Source organism: Proteus sp. CA142267 (genome assembly GCF_003336825.1).
Classification (GTDB): Bacteria; Pseudomonadota; Gammaproteobacteria; order Enterobacterales; family Enterobacteriaceae; genus Proteus; species Proteus terrae.
The window spans coordinates 148,866-170,952 of record NZ_QPMG01000001.1 but is presented as its reverse complement, the minus strand read 5'-3'; the positions used below and the strand labels follow the sequence as shown (position 1 = coordinate 170,952).

Genomic DNA, 22,087 nt, shown 5'->3' with positions numbered 1-22,087 from the left:
GATGAACTGGCGGCAGATATTGCCGTCATTTTTCATTGGTCACCGGCAGACACCGGCAAAATGAGCCTTTCAGAATTATTGTCATGGCGCTATCAAGCGGCGAAACGTAGCGGACAACAGGATGAGTAATAACTTAAAATTACAAGTTGTACTGAGTGCGGTTGATAAATTAACCGCACCGTTTCGCAGTGCGCAAGAAAGCAATAAACGACTGGCGTCCGCTGTGCGCCAGTCGCGTGACTCGTTAAAAACACTGAATCAACAAGCCTCACAAATTGACGGCTTTCGCAAAATTAAACAGCAATTAACCTCTACACAGCAAGCGTACCAATCCGCCACACAACGTGTTGCCACCCTCGTCAAAGAAATTGCCAACAGTGAAAACCCTACTAAAAAACAGTTAGAGGCGTTTAAAAAAGCGCAACGGGAAGCGGGGCAACTCAAAACCAAGTATGAGCAATTACAGCAGTCGGCACAGCGACAGCGCTCAGCATTACAAGCCAATGGCATTTCGACTAATCAACTCGGTCAAGCACAACGGCGACTTAATGGTGATATTGAACGCACCACGCAACAGCTCCGCCGGCAAGAAAACCAGTTAAGGCGCAGTGCTGAACAAGAACGGCGCATGGCGGCGGCTAAATCGCAGTATCAAAAGACGCTTGATGTGCGTAATAAAATGGCGGGTGCTGGTGCCACCATGACGGCAACCGGTGCCGGTATGTTGTATTCCGCGAAACAAACCTTAATGCCGGGGTACGAGTTTAATGTCGGTATGTCAAAAGTGCAGGCATTAACACGCTTAGATAAAAACTCTGATGAATTTAAGATGTTACGTGAACAAGCGCGAGAGCTAGGCGCAACCACAGCATTTACCGCCAACCAAGTGGCACAAGGTCAAGCATTCTATGCCATGGCGGGTTTTAAGCCTGAGCAAATTAAAAATGCTATGCCGGGCACACTGGCAATGTCACTGGCGGGTGATATTGATTTAGGTACTACGGCGGATATTGGTTCCAATATTTTAACCGGCTTTAAACTCGATTCGGATCAGATGGGGCGAGTGAGTGATGTGTTAGTCGGTGCCTTTACCCGTTCAAATACCAGCTTAACCATGCTTGGCGACACCATGAAATATGTTGCACCGGTGGCGTCAGGCTTAGGGGTTGACTTAGAAACGGCAGCCGCCGCAACGGGTAAGTTAGGGGATGCAGGTATTCAAGGCTCAATGGCGGGTACCTCATTACGCGCGATTTTAGGGCGTCTTGCCGAACCGCCGAAAATGGCCGCTAAAGCATTAGAAGAACTGGGTATTAAAACCCGTGATGCCAAAGGCAACTTACGTGATTTCCCTGAATTATTAGCCGAGTTGGATAAGAAAACCGCCAATATGGGTAATGCGCAACGGGCGGGATTCTTTAAACATATTGCCGGTGAAGAAGCTTTCTCGGCGTTATCGGTGCTTGCCGAACAGGCGGGTAAAGGGGAGTTGCAAACCCTTGTTGCTGATTTGAAGAAAGCCAAAGGCGAAGCCCAAAAAGTCGCGGGTACCATGACGGACAACTTAAGCGGGGATATGAAAAACCTGCAATCTGCATGGGAAGATTTAGGCATTCAGATTTTTGACGGCATTGATAGCCCGTTGCGTCAGATATCACAAAGTATTACCCGTGTGATTTCTAATGTCGGTGTGTGGATGAAAGAAAACCCTGAGTTGGCTAAAACACTGACTATGGTTGGCTTAGCCATTGCAGGCATTATTACCACACTTGGTGTGCTCTCGTTATCCATTGCTGCCATGTTGGGGCCATTAGCTGCTGCGAAATTAAGCCTATCAATTTTAGGCATTAAAGGCGGTGGCGCGTTAACACTGTTATTAAAACCAATTAAATTATTAGGCAGTGCATTTTTATGGTTGGGTAAGGCCATGTTAGCTAACCCTATCTTGTTAGCTATTGCCGCTATTGCCGGCGCATTTTATCTGATTTATAAAAACTGGGATAAGATTGAGCCGTATGTCACCAAGGTGTGGGAGTCTGTTAAACAGCGTACCGCTATCGCATGGCAAGCATTAAAAGAGACCATTTTAAAAGTATGGGAAGGGATTAAATATATCTTCTTTAACTGGACAATACCGGGCTTAATTGCAAAACATTGGGATAGTATTGTCGGCTATACCAAAACTGCATGGGCGTCTGTTAAATCTGTAATTTCAGGTATTTGGGAAGGCATTAAAACCTTTTTCATGACACAAACTTTACCGGGGATTATTTATAGCAATTGGGATCAAATCGTTAAGTACACCCAAGAAAAATGGGAATTCCTTAAAACAACGATATCGACTAAATGGGATGAGATTGTCGAAGACACCAAAGCGTTACCAGCTAAATTTTTACAGTTTGGTAGCGACCTGATTGATTCCATTATTCAGGGAATAAAAAATAAATGGACGGACTTTAAAAATAGCATTGGAGAATTGGCAACCGCCGCCAAAGAAGCATTGACACCGGAGTTTGCTAAAACCTCCGATCCGAAAGTGCAGTCTGCGTTAGATTCTTACAACAGTAATTTTGCCGGTATGTATGATTCAGGCGGTTATATTCCCCGTGGTCAGTTTGGTATTGCCGGTGAAAATGGCCCTGAAATTGTCGAAGGCCCTGCAAATATCACCAGTCGTAAACACACCGCGATGTTAGCGACAGCCGCATTATCGCTAGGCAGTGCCTTTTCATTACAGGCACAAAATGCGCCATTGCATCCGCACAGTTTGCCAGTTGAAAACTATCGCCCGGCACCGGCTAATGTGAATATTCAACATCAACGTTATCAAGGTGCGCCGGCACATTATGAAATTAATATTCATCCTCAATCAAACCAATCCGCGCAAGATATTGCACAGCTTGTTATTGCTGAAATAGAACGCCGTGAGCGTGACAAGCAAGCACGATTAAATAGCCGTTATCAAGACAGTGAGGTGTGGTAATGATGGCAGCACTTGGGGTATTTGTGTTTGAGTTACGCACTGTACCTTATCAATCCCTACAAAAACAACAAACATGGCGACATGGTTTTACTCAACGTGTCGCGCGCCGACCGGCACAACAATTTATTGGCCCTGATACCGATGTGATCACTTTATCGGGGGCGCTTTATCCCTCATTAACCGGCGGTAAAGTGTCGTTGTTGGCATTGGAATTAATGGCGGATAGCGGTAAAGCGTGGTCGTTTATTGATGGTACGGGCACCATTCACGGCATGTTTGTGATCACCGATTTACAACGCACTCACACCGAATTTTTCCAAGACGGTGCCGCCAGAAAAATTGATTTCTCGCTGACATTAAAGCGTGTTGATGACTCTATCAGTCAGATGTTGGGAGATTTAAGCGACCAATTAGGCATGATGGCGAACGGTGCCGGTGAAGCGATGAATGGGGTTTTATCATAATGTTGCCAGAAATGATCACCGGTAAAAGTAGCACACCGGCTTTCGTGTTAATTGCCGGTGATGAAGATATCAGTGCCAAAATTCAAGGGCGATTAATTTCGCTTTCATTAACGGACAATCGGGGCTTTGAAGCTGACCGGCTTGATATTGAGTTAGATGATTCTGACGGCGCATTAATGATGCCAAAACGGGGTGAGGTATTAACCTTACATCTTGGTTGGCAGGGTGAAAATCTTATTCATAAAGGCTCGTTTACGGTCGATGAGATAGAGCATTCAGGTGTACCCGATAAAATGACATTGCGCGCTCGTAGTGCGGATTTTAGGGCAACACTCAATGTTCGCCGTGAAATGTCTTACCATCAAAAAACATTAGGCGATATCGTCAGAACCATTGCAGGGCGTAATAATGTCATGGCGGTGGTTGATCCTGGTCTTGATACAGTGAAGATTGAACATATCGACCAGACCAATGAGTCAGACGGCAGTTTTTTAACGCGCTTAGGGCAATTAAACGGTGCCACCGCCTGTGTTAAAAACGGCAATTTGCTGTTTATGGTGCAAGGGGGAAACACCACCGCCAGTGGTCAAGCATTACCTTTAGTGCAAATCACCCGGAGTGTGGGGGATGGGCACCGTTTTTCATTAGTAGATAGGGGCGCTTATACTGGCGTGACTGCCAATTATTTAAATACCCGTAAACCGCAAGAAAAAACACAATCACAAATTCGACGCAGAAAACCCACTACCGATAAACCGAAAAAAGAAGAAGAGAAACAAGGGGAATATCTTGTTGGTGAAGAGGGTAACGTGATGGTGTTATCTCATACTTACGCGAGTAAAACCAATGCTGAACGTGCCGCGAAAGCCGCGTGGGAAAAAATACAGCGAGGCGTTGCTTCATTTAGTATTACCCTTGCGAAAGGGCGTGCGGATCTCTTTCCAGAATTGCCGGTACAAGTGAGAGGGTTTAAGCCTGAGATTGATGAAGCCTATTGGACATTGGTCACGGTGAGTCATTCATTGAACAATAGCGGATTTACTACCTCGTTAGAATTAGAAGTTAAAAGCAGTGATATAGATATGGATAAGGAGTGATCCAAATAGCACTCCTTATTTAGGATCAACTATTCATCATATAATGGACTATCATTATCGCCAAAAATATTTTCACTGTTATCAAAATACTCTTCATCAAGTTCATTAAATTCAAATTCTTCTGATATATCATGATCACTATTTAATAATAAGCTTATATCTTCAATAGGGAGAGGCGTTTCAGAACTATTAAGAACTTCATATTCTTTTCTATTAAATAATAAGGGAGGGGGGGTATTTTCATCATAAAAAGATACTCCATTTTCTAATAGTAACTTAAATCCTTTATCTTTTTTTATAAAATCTAAATTCTCATTTCCTAACCAATTTCTTTTTCCTGCTTCATAACTTACTAACCAACCGGAATTATTTAGCTCGTCAGTAGATATAAACTTACTCAATAATTCATCTGGGATGTGTTTTTTGTTTATTAATTCTTTATTTACCATATCCAACAAAATAATAAGAGATATATTATTATCCATATCTAAAACTTGATTGATAGTTCTTTGATATGGTTTTATAGTTAGCTCTTTAGTTAACCAGAGCAACCAACATACTTCATTATGATGAGATGAATTAGAATGCTCCTCAAGTAAACTCGTGATAAATCTTTTTATGTTACGCTTGTCTAATTTATAATTAAAATAATTATAGGTTACCAAAAACCTAGAGACAATTTCTATGGTATTCGGAAATGCATAAGCAATTTTTAATAAATATGACTCTAAAATATCCCAGTTATCTTTCTTAATTATATTTGATGAAAGTTGTTTCATTGAATATTTAGCAATGCTTTCATCTTTATATTTCTTTTCTAAAGTAAATATAGATGAGAAAAAATTATGAATATCATTTCTTTGGCTCTTTATCTCAGGTGATATTTTTAATTTTTTTATTCCATATCTCCAAGATTCCTCAATTAAATCTTTTGTTTCCATTATTTTTGTTTTTGATGCATTTATATTTAATTCATAGTTATTAAAAATTGATGTTAATATAGCTAGTGTTTTTTCTGCTTCTGCTTTATTAGTAAAGAATAAACAAAAGTCATCTACATACCTAAAACCTTTAGGGTAAGTGCTTAATCGTTTAATTAACTCTAAATCAATAGCCGTACCTATTATTTCAGAGATAATATGTGATGTATCACTACCAATAGGTAACCCAACAGTTTGCCCATCTTGGGCGTTACGGCAATATAGGTCTATTTTATCACCTAATAGAAGGGGTCCTTTTATGTTACTTTTTGATACCTCTTTACTATGTAATGCCCATGGAATTGAATGAGTATAAATGGAAGGGAAATAGCTTGATATATCAGTTATTAATGCATATTTATAACCTGATGAATCAAGGATTTTTTTTTCGTATAATTGACTAAATTTTGTTAAGGTTATTGCTCTTATGGATTTTTCACCAATAATAGGTTTACTTAAACTTAAATCACTTTTTTTAAAATGAATATTAATCTCATTCCAGTTATCAGCTATTAATTTAGCAATAATAAAATAACTCAATGGATTTAAAATATTAGTAGTTCGCCTATAATAAGATGATCTAGCAACACTATATTTATCGGTTCTTGTCCATTCTTTGTATGGATTTTTTTTATTATCAGCAGAAAAAATTTTGTTGATACCTACATTTATTTTCTCATGATTTTTACCAAAAGAATTTGAATTAAAATTAGGAGGGAGTTGTATTGGGAAAAAACCTTTGGTTAGTAATTCTTCTAAAATATTCACAATCGAATCTCATTATTAAAAATAATGTATTAGATGTTATTCTAATTACCAAGTTAAGAAAACTGTGTATAATTACAGGTAATTTCCACATCATAAAGAGGTAAACCGTTTATGATGATTTGTCCTGTTTGTGGTCACGCCGCGCATACTCGCAGTAGTCAGCAAATATCTTCCGATACCAAAGAACGTTATAATCAGTGCCAGAATATCAATTGTGGTGCGACGTTCGTCAGCCATGAAACCGTAACGAGGTTTATTTCAAAGCCTCAATTGATTGAACGGGTAGAGCCGCATATTGATAAGTATTGCCAACAGGCATTAGCGATTTGATGAAAATGCCCGGAGTGTTCCGGGCGTTGTTTATATCTGAAATGTTCTATTTTTTCTTTGTCTCACTTTCATCAGTACAAACTCGTTTTGATTTACTTGTGCTTCCATCATTACAAATAAATTTACCATTCTCACAGTGAGATACACCGCCTTTTTTACCAGAACAAGGGTAGTTTTGAGCTGATACAGTATTTATTGAAAACAAGCTGAGAAGTGTAATTATTAGGGTGGAAATAATAACTTTGTTCATTACAAATATTCCTGTCAGTAAGGTTATTTGAGATAAGTTGAAGAATTATTATTGTAGTATAAATTTTGCATGTTGGAGATGGAGTGTTATCAATATACTTGTACGAAATTACTTTTAACATTAAATTTTTCTAATTTTATTTTGTTACTATTAGATACAAATACTAATAATAAAATTTAAATATCTTGATAGGAGTCTATTAATTTTCATTAAAATCCATGTACGCTAAATAGATATTAATATCTTATTTGGAACAGAAAAATATGATGATAAGAACATTTCACCCTATTGGGCAAGGTGCATTTTATACAGAGGAATTTGATAATTTTACCTTTGTTTATGATTGTGGCACAGATACAGATGGTAAAAAGAGAATAGGAAAATATGTAAGTAATCATTTTGATATAAATGAGGAAATAAATTTTTTATTTATATCCCATTTTCATAGAGATCATATTAATGGACTGGAATATTTACTTTCAAAATATACTGTCAAACGTATTTTTATTCCTCAGTATGATATTTATGAGCGAGTAATTGAGCTTTTTAATACAAGTAATGAAGGCGATTATGAAAAAATAGACATTAACTTATTCGATAATAAATTAATTTTAGATCCTATTGAAACAATAAAATCTATATCAATAGATACAGAAGTAACTTTAGTTAGACATGACTATGGTGATAGTATCATTGAAGATGATATCAATGATTATGAAGTATCTCCAGATAACTATCTGAATAGTGGTGAAATATTGTCTTCTCCAATTCCTAATTGGATATTTATTCCTATTAATTATAAGGATAAATCTCGATCACATGTATTTAGTGAAGAGCTTAAGAAGTTAAATATTGAATTTAGAAATACTGATGATTTTGTTAAGGTCTGGAGTAGAAAAGATAAAAGAAAGAATGTCATTAACACATTCAGAGATTTATCATATAGTCCAAATGAAAACTCAATGGTGGTGTATTCTGGCTCTAGTATAAATAATTATTCATTTAGTAAAATTAATCATATTTCTCTCACTGAAAAAGAAATCGAAGAAGATGAAATTAATTTTGAAAGAAATGTTTTGGGAATGAATGAAAGTAGTTGTATATATTTTGGTGATTATGAGGCTAAAAATAAAGGTGCATTGGAATTAATTAAGAATAGATTGAAAGAGTATTATAACTCTGTTTGTACTATTCAAATACCTCATCATGGTTCATTTGAAAATTATAGTAAAGACATAAACGAAAGACATAACATCTATTCTGTTATCTCGTATGGAGAAAAAAATAGGCATGGCCATCCTAGCCCATGTACAAGAAAGCTTATTGAAAAAAATGCTGGTATTTTGTTCGAAGTTACAGAAAAACCATCAACAATATTACGTTTTTTTATAGATGAAAGATAACTTAAATCACAATTACATATTGAAAAGCATTCAAAATAAAAAAGCCTCTCTTGCAAGAGGCTTTCCGAAATGTGGTCAATATGTGGACATTGACGTTGATTAAATCCTTTTATATCAATCTATTAAATCGGTTTTAAAAGCCTCACTTAGCGCCTTTGATTACTTGATTCGTACGAGTGCAAAATAAGTAAATCAAAGATAATCAATAGGTTATAGGGAAAGGCATCTTTTTTAAGATGCCTTTTTTTGTACATAAGTTATTAGCTAATTAGATACTGATACAATTAAACAAAGTAATATTCGATTCACCAATGAAGAAATTAAATGGATCAATAAACAAGTTAGATAATTATTGGTTTTCAAGTGAGTTGCTTTAATAATAATCCGCTCTTTTATTTAATTGATAAAAGAGTGGTGTTTTTTATTTAAAAATCAATATAGTTAACCTGAAAATTCATCACATAATTCTTGGAGTTTATTAACCATTCTAGCTATATGAAAACCATCACATGTAGCATGATGCACTTGGATAGATATTGGTAATAAAAATTCGTCATTTTGTTGAGTATATTTTCCCATAGTAAAAATAGGGGGAAAATAATCTTTGGCATTAGCTATATTTAAATTAAATCCGTCAAAACTTACCCATGGGATCATCGAAATGCAGAAATGATTTTCTGGTAAATTACCTTTAGCGGATAGACTTAGATTATCTTTATATTTTTGATAGTCTTGATTATATCCTTCTAGAAAAGAACGCCAATCCTCAACGTATTCGCTCCATAACTCTGAAAAAGTCTCAGTCTCTGGATGAAAAATTGTGTATGCGGGATTGATATAATCCCAAATAACTAATTCATCATCTTTGATTGTCATTCTAGACTCAGAGTAGTTATTAACTGTTTTCGCAATTAAATAGATCATTGCAGGGTAAAGCTTAAGATTATTTTTAGCTAATACTGTCTTCAAGATAGTAATATCTATTTTAGTTGTTAAGCTAAAACCACACTGTAGGTTATGTCGATAATGTAAGAAATGTTCTTTTCTATTCCATTGTTCTAATTTGATTTTTTCATAATTCATTTTTAAAGCCCTTCTTGTTAAGTAATAAGGTTGTTTTTAACGAAGAAGGGCAAAACGGGTTGTTTGAATAGGTAGCATAGTAGCTCCTTATATATTTAATATTTTAGTTAGATCAAAAAAAGCAAAATAATAAGAGCCAATTGTTACACTAAATATCAAAATTTGAAGGTATTTTTGTGCTGTTATCAGATTGTTATACCATTATTTTGGAGATAAATATTAAGTGTATTATGATAAAAAAGATAGAGATACACTTTAAAAATGAAGGGATTTATTATGCAAGCTAAACTTGCTTATCAATGGAAACAACAAAGACGTGGAAGACTCTCTTTTTTAGGCCTAGAAATTGCTTGGACAATTTTCTTCTCTATTGCAGAGAACTTAGCAGACCGATGGTTTATATCACTTTATCCCGAAAAAGCAGAGTTGGTTACTGAAAATTATTTTTACTACCAATTCTCTTTCACATCTTATGGCCTAATGGAATTAGTGTTTTTAATAATACAAGTCTACATATTTACGCTTATTTTATCTCAACGAATAAGAGATATAGGTATAGGTTATCCTATTGTTATTTCAATTATTTTAACGGTTAGTCCTATCTTGTTAACACCATATTTACTCTTTAATGCACCATCTATGTTAACGATATTATATGCTATTTTATTAATAACTGGGTTGGTCGCTTTACTTGCACCATCTGCTTATAAAGTTGATATTAATAAGGTCTCAAAAGAGAAAGATAACAACAGTAAAATGGATAGTTAAAAAGTCAGTAAAATAAAAAAAGAAAAGCATCGTTTAGATGCTTTTCCTGATCTAGCGGTGATAATTTTCAAGTTATTAGGATAAAATCTCAATTATGCCTTTTTGTCCATCGACTTTCACTTTTTGCCCATTTTTTAAAATATTTAAGATATTGCGAACCCCCATTACTGCAGGTAATCCCAATTCTCTAGCAGTAACCGCACCATGAGATAATGGCCCACCGCTTTCTGTAATAATGCCAGATGCGCGATAAAAGAGAGCTGTCCATGCAGGATTAGTTGTTCTTGCAACTAAAATGGCATTCTGTGGAAATTCGGCAAAATTCTCTGGGCCATAAACAAGATAAACTTCGCCTTCAATAATACCTGCACTACCAGCTAAGCCTTTTAATTGATGCTTATTTGTATTCAGTTCATTACAACTATCTTCACCATAGATCCATTGTGGTGTGACTGATTTTGCTTTTAGATATCCTGCTTTGTTTTGGTAGATATGATGACGTAACTGATTCCACTCAGTAGGATTATCTGCAAGAATTGCATCAGCTAAAGGTTGTTCATTAGCAAAATAAATATCCATTGGGCAATCTAAAACACTACGGATAACTAATCGCTCTCCTAACGCTTTTAATCCGCGACGCATAGGTAAGGCTAATCGAGTTGTTTGATAATGTTCTAAGTCATCAAGTGCAGTATAGACACGAGCTAATCGAATAATCTCTTGTAAGAAAAAGCGCAACTCTTCTGGGGCGTCAGAGATAATTGAAAATTCAGTTTCTGACTGTAGGATTTTTTTGCCTAACGGATCATCTGTTTGTTTATCATTTGTTAAATCTGCCATTGCTTTAATTTGAGTTAATACAATATGTGGGGCATCTAACCAAGTAGGATGATATGCATCAAAATCTAATTCTCTATGACCATGATTAGCTAAGAATAAGATAAATTGCTGGTAAAAATGAGGATCACATACCTCAATTTCTTGCATAATACTTTCAGGAATAATGGATGTTATAAGTTTGAGAAGTTGAGGGTGCTGTCGAACATAACGAGAAAGAGCCCAGAGTTCCGTATTCACTTGTCCAGTTTTAGTTTCAGACATAGCAATTAAATTGTCGAATGCTGTATGTGCATATTTTTCTTCTTTAAAGAAGAGTTTTAGCAATGCCATCAATGCAGAATAGAGTGAGCGCTGAGTCAAGGATATGGCAATGTTAGGTAAAAAGTAATCAGCACCTAATTTATTAACTCTTTGCACATAATCCCATAGTTGAGGCAAACTTTTATCCTGCAATGGTTCATTCATCAATGCGCCAATAGAGATTAAATATTTATCTAAATCACGCATCCAAGTGATAGGTAATTCCTGTACCCAACTGAATTTTTGTGCAATTTCAGGCAAAGATTTTAACAGGGTAGGCAAATCATTCATCATCGATGTAGGGAGACGATTACTATACAAGGAAACCGCATTTTGGTTGCCGTAAATATAATAATCTTGCATCCCGAACCATTTGCCATTAAATGAAGGAAGTCCCATAAGATTAAGGCTAAAGTTTAATGATGAATGAAAACCCGCTTCACACATATCCCATGTTAATGGCGTGATAGGATTAGGAAATCTTTCGGCTGATTCTTCTCTTGTCCAAATTGGGGCAATTTGTGTCACATTACGTGATTGCAAAAGCCATAATTTTCCATCATGAAATGCCCATTCTATATCTTGTGGGAAATCAAAATATTTTTCTGCTGAGATAGCAAGTTCTGCCACTTGTCTACACTGGTCTGCTGTCAGCGAGGATATGGATTGTTGAGCAGATTTAAGTGGTAAGATTTTAGTACCATTATCAACCATAACAATGGCATTTATTTTTTGAGCAATTGTTTTTTGTTTTAATGTGAAACTCTCTCTATCAATAAGAAATTCATCAACAGGATCTTCACCAGCAACAACAGTTTCACCTAATCCAAACGCAGCATTAATTAATACAGTAGAAAGAGAGCCTTGAACTGGATCAACAGAAAAAGCCACACCTGCAGCTTCATTTTCTTGGACGTTAATCATTCTTTGTAGCACAACTGCCATTGATGCTTGAGTATGGGGTAAATTTAAATGTTGGCGATAGAGCATAACGTGCGTGTGCCATAAAGATGCATAACATTGGCGAATTGCGTCCAGTAAATTAGGCAAAGTTTTAATACCTAATACCGTATCGTGTTGCCCTGCAAAGGCGGCTCCAGGCATATCTTCCAATGTTCCGGAAGATCTTACGGCTAAAGCGGTATTATTTAATTGGAGTTCATTTAATCTTGAACTTAAAGAATGAATTAAGCTCTCTGGCATGGATGCTTGTAAAATTAAATGACGAATGTTTTTACTAACGACTTCAATTTCTTGCTTTTTTTCTGATAATAAGCGATTAATTTCAGGTAGTAAGGGGGTGATAAATAACTGGTAAGCTTGGCAAGAGAGGATTAAGCCATCAGGGACGGGCAGTGATTGAATTGTTTTTGCTAAACTCGCGCCTTTACCCCCACTAATAGATACTTCAGAAGCAATAGGCTCGTTAATTTTATAAATGAGTTCCATATTCGACCTTATTATTTTTACAAGCGATGTAAAGCACCAATGATGCAAGCAAAGCACCGACAATAACATCAATGCCATAGTGATAATGTAAATAGACAGTTGCTAAAACAAGTCCCATTAAGATAGGAGATAAGCAATACGCTGTTTTTCGGTAACCTGAAAAATAGAAAAAACCAACAATATAAAGAGTGATCCCAGTATGCAATGAAGGAAAGACATCCATTCCTGTAATTCCTTTATTAACAAGATCAGTCAGAAATAATGTCATGGCACCAGAGTAAACTGGATAGTTAAAATCAGAAGGAAAAGCAGAGTAAGGGCCGGCTGCGGGGATAGAAAAGTAACCAATAAAGCCGAAAAAATACATTAGCATTAAGCCGAAAAAATAGTTTTTAGTCAGTATATTATTTCGGCTAAAAAAGAAGAAAAGGGCACTGCCAATAATCAAGAAGTAGAAACTAAAATAGCAAAAAGAAAGAAATTCACTTAGCCAGCCTGACTGTAAATAAATTGTCCATTCTGGCAAGCTTTTTCCAACCCATAGGAATTTATCTAACTTATATAAAATATCATCAAAACTCCATTGATATAAACCATAGCGAATCGATTTAAACAGAGGAAAAATAGTCCAACAAGCAATCAGTTGTAATAAACCAAACCAATAGAATCGAGAATAAGAGGTTGCTTGTTGTGTTTTGTACCCAACAAAAACGAGTGTTACCCATAAAAAAGAGCCTAAAAATATGGGGGGCAACATTTCTGTTGCATTCGTTAACCAACTTCCGTAAGTTCCTAATGCCCAAATAATAAACAGTTGTAGAGAAAATAAATGGTTAAAAAGCACTCTGGTTTTCATGGTTAACATATTTGAGCGCCTTTCTTCCTTATTAAGATAAAACCGAATAGCGCACTAGCTAAACTTATACCAATAAATATAGGGAAAAAGAATAGGAGCATGATTAAGATTGGGATCCAAATTGCAGCCGCTATTGCGCCTCCTAATATTTTGAAAAAGCTAATGGTATTACGGGCATCAGCAAAACGAGATGCAATAAATGACGATAATAATATTGGAAATAAAATATACATAAATAAAAATGAAGTATAACGCCAAAGTAATATAGAAGATTGAGAATTTTTTTCTATATTTTGATTGTCATTATTTGATTGATATAGGTTATTTTGATAGTCAGTAAAGGATTCAGCATAAGAATGACCGTCCTTATTTTTATTAAAAGCATAGGCTGATGCCTTCTCAAAAATATCAATGTTTGGACAATTAACGGAAATTTTATTTAGTGCTGTAGAAACTTCAGTATGAATATTTTGTTCCCACTCTCTGGTTGACAAATTATCTTTTTGTGAATTTATAAAAATATTTTCGCCAATATAAACTTCAACTTTTGAACTGAATTTATCAGGGGCTATATAAAACAAGCCCATAGGGATAATATCAAAAACTACTCCCTCACTGATTAGTGTTCTAATAATTCTTGCTGCCCCTCGTTGATAAGGTAATGGCTGGAAACCCCACTCACTACTGCCCTCAGGGAATAAGAGTAAGTTTCCACCTGCTTTTATATGCGCAATTGCAGCATCTGAAGGACTTGAAAATGTATTTGCATTTACACCTAAACGTTGTCTATCCTTTTTTCTAACTACAGGAATACCTGTAAAAAAAGTTCTCATTAAACGACTATTTAATAATTGAATTGATGCTAAAGCTTGAGCTTGAGGAAATGCCTTTAATGCAATGTAGCCATCAAAAGCACTGTTCCGATGACTACATAGAATTAACTTTGGATGTGTATTTTCAGCTTGATATCCATTATGGTGAATAAGTGAAATTTTGGAAAAGTAGATTTCTCTAATTGCACTTGAGATGCATTGATAATAAAAAGGGAGCGGAGAACCCGCAACAAACGAGGAGGTTTTTTTTATTGAAGAAGGTAATATTGAATTAGGCATAAGATTTCCTTACATTATTCCTTCTGCAAAAACATATCACGCTCTTAAAAAAAGTAACACTAAAAAATTAAAATTTAAAATACATTGTTAGAATAAATCATTTTACTAATTTGAGGCTCTTAATTCTAATGAATAAGATGGAAATGAGTATGATTCAACTTAGACTCGCTGAACCACAGGAAGCCAAAAGGTTGTGGTATTTACGAAATCAAGCACTGCGATTTGGTTGTGAGAATGTTTATCCATCAGAGATTTTAGCCGCTTGGACTCCTGATGAGATGCCTGAAGGATATCGGCAGGCTATTATTGATAATCCATTTTATGTGATTGATTATCAAGAATACAATATTCCTGTTGCTTCGGGTTTTTTAGATGTTAAAACGGGTTTTGCTGAAGCCATTTTTACATTACCTGAATACATGGGAAAAGGATTTGCAGGATTAATTTTAAAGCAACTGAAGCATGAGGCAATTAAAAGAGGACAATCCAAATTATTTTTAGATGCAACACCTAATGCAGTATTATTTTATTTAAAACAGGGTTTTAAAGCATTAGAAGAGCATGATTATTATTCTGATTTAGCGAAAGCAAGTTTACATTGTTACCGCATGTACATTGATTTAGATTAGTTGCTTGTATTTCGACGATCTTAAAAGGATGGTTTTTTTATAATGGACTAATAATAAAAAAGCTTTTCTTAAAATGCGGTATAAATTTATTTTTATCATTTTTTGAATTAGCTTTTATATTAATAAGATAAAATAGCAATCCTCATGATGTTGCGATATTGTAAAGTATCACGGTATCTTTGGGATAAATATTATGCAAAATGTGTTATTAACGTTATGGCCGTTATTTGCGTTAATTGCGCTAGGTGCAATTTTAAGAAGAAATAAAACGTTTGAACCTGCATTTTGGGTTGGGGCTGAAAAACTTAACTATTTTTTACTTTTTCCAGCCTTATTGATTAATAGCTTGGCAAATGCTCCTTTATCTGATCCACAATTACCTCACCTTGCTGGTACTATTTTTTCTGTCGTTTTAATTGTCACTATATTATGCATTATCTTGAAAAAAATAACAGGGTGGTCTGCTGGTCGCTTTGGTGCTATTGTTCAAGGCAATATTCGGTTTAACACATATCTAGGCTTAGCTATTGTTGCTGATTTATTTGGAGTTGAAGGTTTGGGAATAGCGGCTTTGATTCTAGCAACACTAGTTCCCCTATCAAATGTGACCTCGGTACTTTGTTTAACAGCAGGGCAAAATGTGACTTCGCGTCAGCTGATACTGCCTATCATAAAAAACCCTTTAATTATCTCTTGTGTTATTGGCATCATAATAAATTTGTCAGGGATTGGGCTTCCTTTTGGTAGTGATCAATTCTTGAAATTGTTAGCTGCAACGAGTTTACCTTTAGGCCTTATTTGTATTGGTGCAGCATTGCATCTATCAACACTAAAAGCAGAAAGCAAAATGATTGGTATTAACACTGTTACCCGTTTGCTTATAGTACCGATAATCGCGTATAGCGTTGCTTATTTTCTAGGTCTATCTTCATTAGTTATGATGCTTTTAGTTATTTTCTTCTCTATTCCAACAGCACCAACTTCTTATATTTTAACTCGTCAATTAGGGGGGGACTCTGAGTTAATGGCGGGAATTATTACATCTCAGACAATGTTTGCTGCAATTACATTGCCTATCGTATTAAGTTTTTTAATCCCATAACTTCAAGGAAATACGACTTGTTTAATTTATATTGGATGATTTTTTATAGAATAATTTCAATAAAAATGTTCTTCTCTTAATATAATTTAATTATTTGAGAGGAATTTTCTATGAATATGAAAATTAATAAAAATGATATTTCTACTTCACAAATATTAAGAATATCACAAGGAAAAAAAATAAAAGATGTTATGTCTTTGTGGGATAAAATAAAAGATTGGTTCCAATCAAACAAAAGAGAAAAAGCACTAAAAATAGTTGAAAATATTGTGTCTAAAGAACAATCGAATGATAAGAACTATTTTAAAATGGCATATGACTTTTTAATGTTAAAAGCTATGTCCTCAGATGCATATAAAGAAAAGATAGGAATTAGGATTGATAATGGTTTAGATAATAAGAAAAATATTACAATTTTAATTGATGATTATAATATTTTTATAAAGGATGTAGATGATAAACAAATTAGTAAAATATTAAAAATAATTAATATATTTAATCGACATTCATCAATTTTTTCCAATGAAGTTGCACTAAAATGTCTATATGAAAAATTAGAACAAAATGAGAGAGAAAGTAAGAATGATGAACTGATTTTTGCTGAGTTATATCTTGAGCTAGATAAGAAAATAAGTTCTGGCGAAATAGATTTAGAGCTTAATAAAATTAATTTTAATCAAGTTGATTTTTATGCAATAAGCAGGCTCATAAACGTAAACGAAACAATAGATAAGAATGATCCTAATTTAGATATAAAAAAGGCACTCAGAAACGATATAAATAGAGATACTTATATTGTCAATGGTGAAAAAATAAAAAGCAAAAATCAAGATGAGGCAATGCAACAATTTGAATCTTTAATACAAAATTTATCAGAGAAAAATAAAAAGGCAATCTACTATTTACTAAATCAAGAAGGTATCACCTTAATTAAGTCATATAATACTGATCTTGATTACTACACATTGACAACATCTTTTTCAGGCGATGATATTATTAAGCAAGAAAAAGTTTATAGTATAAAGAGTCTTTCTGATAATCGAATAGAACTAAAAATAAAATATTTAAAAAAAAGTAGCGATAAAGAAAATAATAATATTATCTTGGCTAAACCATTTGAAAGTAAGTTATATAATTTTATGTATGATATGGTGGCTATTAATAATAACCTAGAGCCAAATAATGATAAAGGCTTAGATAACAAGATCCAAGAGATAAAAAATCAACTAAATGAAAAAGAACCAAACCTAGGTAAGAAATTCCTAGATCTATTGTATCGAAATAAAATAATTAATGAAGATAGTATTGACATCTCGCTACAATTAAATAATGGAGAGCTATTCTCTTTAGATGGAGAATGCACATATAGATTTTATTAATCTTATTCTTTGGCAAATCTGGGCTTCTTGCTATTATGGTTATAAATTAATAATAAGTAAGAGGCTCTTTTTTATGTCGCAACCTCATCACCTTGAAATCCAAGCAGTTATTACCAAACTAAAAGAACAATATCAAAATGCTGTTGATGCATTACGTAATGCAATTGTTGATTACGCACAAGATGGAAAATTACCCGATGTAAAACAAAGAGCTGAAGGATTATTTGCTTATCCTCAATTAACGGTATATTGGTTTGGTAAAACAAAAACAGAAGATAAAACGAGAGCTTATGGACGTTTATCTCGCTCAGGAACTTATTCTACCACTATTACTAATCCCGCTTTATTTGAGAATTATTTGTCAGAACAATTGCAACTTATTGCTGATGCTTACTATACAACTTTTGAAGTCAGCGCCTCAAAACAAGAAATTCCTTATCCTTTTGTCATTGATGGAACAGGCATTGGCTTTGATAGAAAAATGAGTGCTTCTTTAGCTAAATATTTCCCGACAACTGACTTATCTAAAATTGGTGACGAAATTACTGATGGATTAATTTGTGATAGGGATGTTTTACCACTTTCTCATTTTGATGCTTTGCGTACAGATTTTTCATTGGCTCGTTTAAAACATTACACAGGTACATTGCCTGAAGATGTTCAACCTTATATTTTATTCACTAACTATAACCGCTATGTTGATGAATTTGTTCGTTGGGCTTGTGAACAAGTCGCAGACAAAAATAGTCCATATTGCGCGCTTTCTTGTGCTGGCTTTCAGCAAATTACGGCTGAAACTGTTGATCCTGAAAAGTTAATATCCGATTTAACTTGGAAAAAATATCAAATGCCAGCCTACCATTTAATTGCAAAAGAAGGTCCAGGAATAACATTAGTTAATATTGGTGTAGGGCCTTCAAATGCAAAAACAATTTGCGATCATTTAGCTGTTTTACGCCCTCATGTTTGGTTAATGATTGGCCATTGTGGTGGTTTACGTGAAAGCCAACAACTTGGCGATTATGTATTAGCGCATGCATATTTACGTGATGATCATATTTTAGATGACGTATTACCACCTGATATTCCAATTCCTAATATTGCTGAAGTGCAGCGCGCGCTTTACGATGCAACAAAAATAATTAGTGGAAAACCGGGGCATGAAATAAAACAAAGATTAAGAACAGGAACTGTTGTAACAACAGACGATCGTAACTGGGAATTACGTTTTTCTGTCTCAGCTAGACGATTTAATTTAAGTCGCGCCGTTGCTGTTGATATGGAAAGTGCAACAATCGCAGCACAAGGTTATCGTTTTAGAGTTCCTTACGGCACATTATTATGTGTATCTGATAAACCTTTACATGGTGAAATTAAATTACCCGGTCAGGCTAATCATTTTTATGAAGGTGCAGTATCAGAGCATTTACAAATTGGTATTGAATCTATTGAATTGCTTAAACAAGAGGAGGGTAGCTTACATTCTCGTAAATTGAGAACTTTTAATGAACCGCCTTTCAGATAAATTTTAAGTAAAAACAAATCCCAAATTATCATTAATTCAATGGCTTGGGATTATTATTAAATTTTATCAAAAGTAAGTTATTTAAAAAACTTAAAAACGTAAATGTCTAGCTGCTTTTCTTAGTCGATCATCGCCACGCCTATCGTAACGTTGAGTCGTCATAATACTGGCATGTCCCATGGCATCTTTTACAGTGACAATATCTTCACCATTATCAAGCATTGCAGAAGCAAATGTTCTTCGTAGATCATGAGGAGCAAATTTATCAATACCACTTTCTTGTTGTCGAGTTTCTAAAATATAGTAAATAGCTTGATCGGTGATCCGCTCATCGGTGACATCATCAAATCGGCGAATACGAGTGAAAAGAGGACCATCTTGTGTGCCTCTTATTTCATCAATCCATAGTTGAACGCGATCCCAAGTATCATCGGGCATATAAGATATACGTTCTTTATTACCTTTACCTCTAACAAGAAAAGCTTGATCTCGAAATTGAATGTGCTCGTAATTGATAGCCACTATTTCTGAACGACGTAATCCACAGCCTAATAACACACTTAATATTGCAGCATCTCTTAAACCTTTCGATGAATTGTCTTTTTCACAACTTCTGAATAAAGCGCGAATTTCACTGCTAGTGAGTGCTCGGCCTTTAGGTAATCGACTTCCTCTTACCGATTTAACTTGGCGGATATGCTGATAACTTTCAGTATCCATTTGTTTCATTGCCCAAGCTTCTAAAGCGACACCTTTTAACGCAGCAAGATAAGTATTGATAGTGGCAGGGGCCTTATTGGCATCAGATAACATATCAATAATAGCTTGAATATGATGACGACGAAGTGCTCCCCATTGGCAATTTTTAAGAGAAGAAAAACCGATCATCTTAGCAACAATAGTTAAAAACGATCCCATTGTTTGACGACTACGTTTTGAACCCAAACTCATTAAATATGCCATTGCAGGATTGGTATGAGCAGGCGAGGTGAATGTTGCATTCAGATCCAATAATGCTTGTTTTTCAGACAAAACTAGCGATGTTTCAGGTGTTAACTCCTGATCGTCGTGGTGAAATTCCACTGTGATTTCCTTATTCAATCAACATAACCATAATGAATATTCTAACAGATCCAAAAAAGAAAAAAGCTACTTTTTCAAAGGATCATTTTAATAAGTAGAAACGATCTTGTTTGTTTTGCCATCAATTTGATTGTTTGGTGAGCGCCTTTGGGGTAAATAACCATCAAGTTAAGTTAAGGAAAAAATAGCGTTAAATAACGTTAAGAAAAAAAGTAAGGAATAATAGGAGGAAAAGGGAGATTATGCCATTTTCGCACCCAAATTTTCACTTTTTATCGACTTGAAAATAATGAAGATAGCAGTAAAAATTGGGTGCAAAATAATCAATAGATGTTTAAATCACTCTTTATAAATTGCGACGACAGGTTTTCCGTCATTACCAATTGTGCCACGATACATACCTTCAGAATTAAAACTCATTGTGTAGTTACCTGTTTTATCTAATACGATAACACCACCACTACCATTAATGGCTTTAACTTCATCAAGTGCATTTTGAGCGGCTTCTTTTAAAGGTAAATTTTTATATTTAACTTGGGCTGCAATATTGAAGGCAGTCAATGTTCTGATAAACATTTCACCAGATCCTGTAGCAGATACAGCAACGGTTTCATTATCAGCATAGTTACCCGCACCAATAATTGGGGAATCGCCAACTCGGCCATAACGCTTGTTTGTCATTCCTCCCGTAGAAGTTCCCGCAGCCAAATTACCATGTTGGTCAAGAGCGACTGCACCTACGGTGCCATATTTATAATCGTACATCATAGGATCAATAAAAAGGGCGGCTGTTTTACCATCATGGTCTAAGACAACTTGTTCTTTTTCTATCGCTTTTTGAAGTTGTTGCCAACGATGTTCAGTCCTAAAATAGGAAGGATCAACAATAGTAAGTCCTTGTTCTTTAGCAAAAAGGTCAGCGCCATTTGATACCATCATAACGTGTGGACTTTTTTCCATCACCGCAATGGCCGCGTTAATTGGGTTTTTAACCGTAGTTACACTCGCAACAGCGCCAGCTTTACGGGTTTTACCATCCATAATAGAAGCATCAAGTTCATTACGACCATCATGGGTAAAAACGGCACCTTTTCCTGCATTAAATAATGGTGAATCTTCCATAACATTAATGGATTTTTGGACGGCTTCTATGCTAGTGCCTCCACTATTTAAAACAGCATATCCAGCATTTAATGCTTCGGTTAGTTTCTCTTTGTACTCTTTTTCTTGTTCTGGCGTGATGGTGTCTTTAGTGATTGTTCCTGCACCACCATGAATAACAAGGCGAATTGGTGTATCGGTATTTGCAAAAACAGAGGTAGCAAATAGAGTGCAAAGTGTCATTGTGGCGAGTTTATACTTTATATTATTCATATAATCCTTCTTGTTTTTAATTAAAATTGATTTGATGTCATCATCTGGATTTTACGATCTTGATCTTAAATTCTAATTAATTGCATCAACGTACTTTGATAACTAACTGCAATAATCACTATATAAAAAGTTTAAGACATAAGTGGTCTGAACACTCAAATTTCTTTTTAATTTGTCGATCTTCATCATGTAATAGTTTGCTTTTATTTTTTAATTAAAGAAAATCAATACTTTGTATTTTTTAGTGTTTTTTTTCTTAATAAAGGGAATAAAGATAAATTGCAGCTAATAATATTTTTTTAAAAACAAAAA

The 22,087-nt window shown here is 34.9% G+C and carries 19 protein-coding genes; 11 read left to right on the top strand and 8 right to left on the bottom strand.

Annotation, left to right across the window (positions count from 1 at the left end):
- Nucleotides 1–60: 60 nt before the first annotated feature.
- The 4 genes from C0T34_RS18430 to C0T34_RS00760 are packed head-to-tail and all read left to right on the top strand — an operon-like array spanning nt 61 to nt 4,544.
- Nucleotides 61–129, top strand: a complete 69-nt coding sequence (locus C0T34_RS18430; protein ID WP_244212977.1) for a GpE family phage tail protein — start codon at nt 61–63, stop codon at nt 127–129.
- Nucleotides 122–2,983: a phage tail tape measure protein gene (locus C0T34_RS00770; RefSeq protein ID WP_109849535.1), complete on the top strand. Its 2,862-nt coding sequence runs from the start codon at nt 122–124 to the stop codon at nt 2,981–2,983. The genes C0T34_RS18430 and C0T34_RS00770 overlap by 8 nt, the downstream gene beginning before the upstream one ends.
- A complete protein-coding gene (locus C0T34_RS00765) occupies nt 2,983–3,447 on the top strand; it encodes a phage tail protein (RefSeq protein ID WP_109849534.1) in 465 nt (154 codons plus the stop codon). The genes C0T34_RS00770 and C0T34_RS00765 overlap by 1 nt, the downstream gene beginning before the upstream one ends.
- A complete protein-coding gene (locus C0T34_RS00760; protein WP_109849533.1) occupies nt 3,447–4,544 on the top strand; it encodes a phage late control D family protein in 1,098 nt (365 codons plus the stop codon). Before C0T34_RS00765 ends, C0T34_RS00760 begins: the two co-directional genes overlap by 1 nt.
- Nucleotides 4,545–4,573: 29 nt before the next feature.
- Here the strand turns inward: C0T34_RS00760 and C0T34_RS00755 are convergent, their stop codons facing one another.
- Nucleotides 4,574–6,292: an RNA-directed DNA polymerase gene (locus C0T34_RS00755; protein WP_162556802.1), complete on the bottom strand. Its 1,719-nt coding sequence runs from the start codon at nt 6,290–6,292 to the stop codon at nt 4,574–4,576.
- A gap of 111 nt (nt 6,293–6,403) precedes the next feature.
- On the opposite strand from C0T34_RS00755, the gene C0T34_RS00750 reads away from it, so the two are divergent.
- The gene (locus tag C0T34_RS00750) at nt 6,404–6,622 is read left to right on the top strand and encodes an ogr/Delta-like zinc finger family protein (RefSeq protein ID WP_109849531.1); all 219 of its coding nucleotides are present in this window, start codon (nt 6,404–6,406) and stop codon (nt 6,620–6,622) included.
- 46 nt (nt 6,623–6,668) lie between these two features.
- Here the strand turns inward: C0T34_RS00750 and C0T34_RS00745 are convergent, their stop codons facing one another.
- Entirely contained in the window at nt 6,669–6,872 is a 204-nt protein-coding gene (locus tag C0T34_RS00745; RefSeq protein WP_109849530.1) for a hypothetical protein, read from the bottom strand.
- A gap of 263 nt (nt 6,873–7,135) precedes the next feature.
- On the opposite strand from C0T34_RS00745, the gene C0T34_RS00740 reads away from it, so the two are divergent.
- Entirely contained in the window at nt 7,136–8,275 is a 1,140-nt protein-coding gene (locus C0T34_RS00740) for an MBL fold metallo-hydrolase (RefSeq protein WP_109849529.1), read from the top strand.
- Between the two features lie 441 nt (nt 8,276–8,716).
- On the opposite strand, the gene catA is transcribed toward C0T34_RS00740, so the two are convergent.
- Nucleotides 8,717–9,358: a type A chloramphenicol O-acetyltransferase gene (catA, locus tag C0T34_RS00735; RefSeq protein WP_098942732.1), complete on the bottom strand. Its 642-nt coding sequence runs from the start codon at nt 9,356–9,358 to the stop codon at nt 8,717–8,719.
- 276 nt (nt 9,359–9,634) lie between these two features.
- Here catA and C0T34_RS00730 point away from each other — a divergent pair, with 276 nt between their 5' ends.
- On the top strand, nt 9,635–10,126 hold the full coding sequence (locus C0T34_RS00730) for a hypothetical protein (protein WP_109849528.1): 492 nt from the start codon (nt 9,635–9,637) through the stop codon (nt 10,124–10,126).
- 75 nt (nt 10,127–10,201) lie between these two features.
- Here the strand turns inward: C0T34_RS00730 and C0T34_RS00725 are convergent, their stop codons facing one another.
- Genes C0T34_RS00725 through C0T34_RS00715 form a run of 3 tightly spaced genes read right to left on the bottom strand, consistent with a single transcriptional unit; the run spans nt 10,202 to nt 14,683 of the window.
- Entirely contained in the window at nt 10,202–12,715 is a 2,514-nt protein-coding gene (locus C0T34_RS00725) for a PEP/pyruvate-binding domain-containing protein (RefSeq protein ID WP_109849527.1), read from the bottom strand.
- Nucleotides 12,699–13,580, bottom strand: a complete 882-nt coding sequence (locus C0T34_RS00720) for a phosphatase PAP2 family protein (protein WP_109849526.1) — start codon at nt 13,578–13,580, stop codon at nt 12,699–12,701. Before C0T34_RS00720 ends, C0T34_RS00725 begins: the two co-directional genes overlap by 17 nt.
- On the bottom strand, nt 13,574–14,683 hold the full coding sequence (locus C0T34_RS00715) for a 1-acyl-sn-glycerol-3-phosphate acyltransferase (RefSeq protein ID WP_098942738.1): 1,110 nt from the start codon (nt 14,681–14,683) through the stop codon (nt 13,574–13,576). Before C0T34_RS00715 ends, C0T34_RS00720 begins: the two co-directional genes overlap by 7 nt.
- A gap of 143 nt (nt 14,684–14,826) precedes the next feature.
- On the opposite strand from C0T34_RS00715, the gene C0T34_RS00710 reads away from it, so the two are divergent.
- From C0T34_RS00710 to C0T34_RS00695, 4 genes are all read left to right on the top strand, one after another.
- Nucleotides 14,827–15,312 carry a GNAT family N-acetyltransferase gene (locus tag C0T34_RS00710; RefSeq protein ID WP_098944080.1) on the top strand — a complete coding sequence of 162 codons (486 nt, stop codon included), beginning with the start codon at nt 14,827–14,829 and terminating at the stop codon, nt 15,310–15,312.
- A 193-nt stretch (nt 15,313–15,505) separates the two neighbouring features.
- Nucleotides 15,506–16,414: an AEC family transporter gene (locus C0T34_RS00705; RefSeq protein WP_109849525.1), complete on the top strand. Its 909-nt coding sequence runs from the start codon at nt 15,506–15,508 to the stop codon at nt 16,412–16,414.
- A 110-nt stretch (nt 16,415–16,524) separates the two neighbouring features.
- Nucleotides 16,525–17,793 (top strand): hypothetical protein, encoded by a 1,269-nt coding sequence (locus C0T34_RS00700; protein WP_109849524.1) that lies wholly within the window; start codon nt 16,525–16,527, stop codon nt 17,791–17,793.
- 73 nt (nt 17,794–17,866) lie between these two features.
- The gene (locus C0T34_RS00695) at nt 17,867–19,318 is read left to right on the top strand and encodes an AMP nucleosidase (RefSeq protein ID WP_109849830.1); all 1,452 of its coding nucleotides are present in this window, start codon (nt 17,867–17,869) and stop codon (nt 19,316–19,318) included.
- Between the two features lie 90 nt (nt 19,319–19,408).
- On the opposite strand, the gene C0T34_RS00690 is transcribed toward C0T34_RS00695, so the two are convergent.
- Together C0T34_RS00690 and C0T34_RS00685 are read right to left on the bottom strand one after the other, a co-directional pair.
- Nucleotides 19,409–20,401: a tyrosine-type recombinase/integrase gene (locus tag C0T34_RS00690; protein ID WP_098942746.1), complete on the bottom strand. Its 993-nt coding sequence runs from the start codon at nt 20,399–20,401 to the stop codon at nt 19,409–19,411.
- Nucleotides 20,402–20,740: 339 nt separating this feature from the next.
- On the bottom strand, nt 20,741–21,775 hold the full coding sequence (locus C0T34_RS00685; RefSeq protein ID WP_098942748.1) for an isoaspartyl peptidase/L-asparaginase: 1,035 nt from the start codon (nt 21,773–21,775) through the stop codon (nt 20,741–20,743).
- Nucleotides 21,776–22,087: the final 312 nt, after the last annotated feature.

Coding starts and splice junctions, on each gene's coding strand:
- C0T34_RS00770 (WP_109849535.1), top strand. CDS start 122: ATGAGTAATAACTTAAAATTACAAGTTGTACTGAGTGCGGTTGATAAA.
- C0T34_RS00765 (WP_109849534.1), top strand. CDS start 2,983: ATGATGGCAGCACTTGGGGTATTTGTGTTTGAGTTACGCACTGTACCT.
- C0T34_RS00760 (WP_109849533.1), top strand. CDS start 3,447: ATGTTGCCAGAAATGATCACCGGTAAAAGTAGCACACCGGCTTTCGTG.
- C0T34_RS00750 (WP_109849531.1), top strand. CDS start 6,404: ATGATGATTTGTCCTGTTTGTGGTCACGCCGCGCATACTCGCAGTAGT.
- C0T34_RS00745 (WP_109849530.1), bottom strand. CDS start 6,872: ATGAACAAAGTTATTATTTCCACCCTAATAATTACACTTCTCAGCTTG.
- C0T34_RS00740 (WP_109849529.1), top strand. CDS start 7,136: ATGATGATAAGAACATTTCACCCTATTGGGCAAGGTGCATTTTATACA.
- catA (WP_098942732.1), bottom strand. CDS start 9,358: ATGAATTATGAAAAAATCAAATTAGAACAATGGAATAGAAAAGAACAT.
- C0T34_RS00730 (WP_109849528.1), top strand. CDS start 9,635: ATGCAAGCTAAACTTGCTTATCAATGGAAACAACAAAGACGTGGAAGA.
- C0T34_RS00725 (WP_109849527.1), bottom strand. CDS start 12,715: ATGGAACTCATTTATAAAATTAACGAGCCTATTGCTTCTGAAGTATCT.
- C0T34_RS00720 (WP_109849526.1), bottom strand. CDS start 13,580: ATGTTAACCATGAAAACCAGAGTGCTTTTTAACCATTTATTTTCTCTA.
- C0T34_RS00715 (WP_098942738.1), bottom strand. CDS start 14,683: ATGCCTAATTCAATATTACCTTCTTCAATAAAAAAAACCTCCTCGTTT.
- C0T34_RS00710 (WP_098944080.1), top strand. CDS start 14,827: ATGAGTATGATTCAACTTAGACTCGCTGAACCACAGGAAGCCAAAAGG.
- C0T34_RS00705 (WP_109849525.1), top strand. CDS start 15,506: ATGCAAAATGTGTTATTAACGTTATGGCCGTTATTTGCGTTAATTGCG.
- C0T34_RS00700 (WP_109849524.1), top strand. CDS start 16,525: ATGAATATGAAAATTAATAAAAATGATATTTCTACTTCACAAATATTA.
- C0T34_RS00695 (WP_109849830.1), top strand. CDS start 17,867: ATGTCGCAACCTCATCACCTTGAAATCCAAGCAGTTATTACCAAACTA.
- C0T34_RS00685 (WP_098942748.1), bottom strand. CDS start 21,775: ATGAATAATATAAAGTATAAACTCGCCACAATGACACTTTGCACTCTA.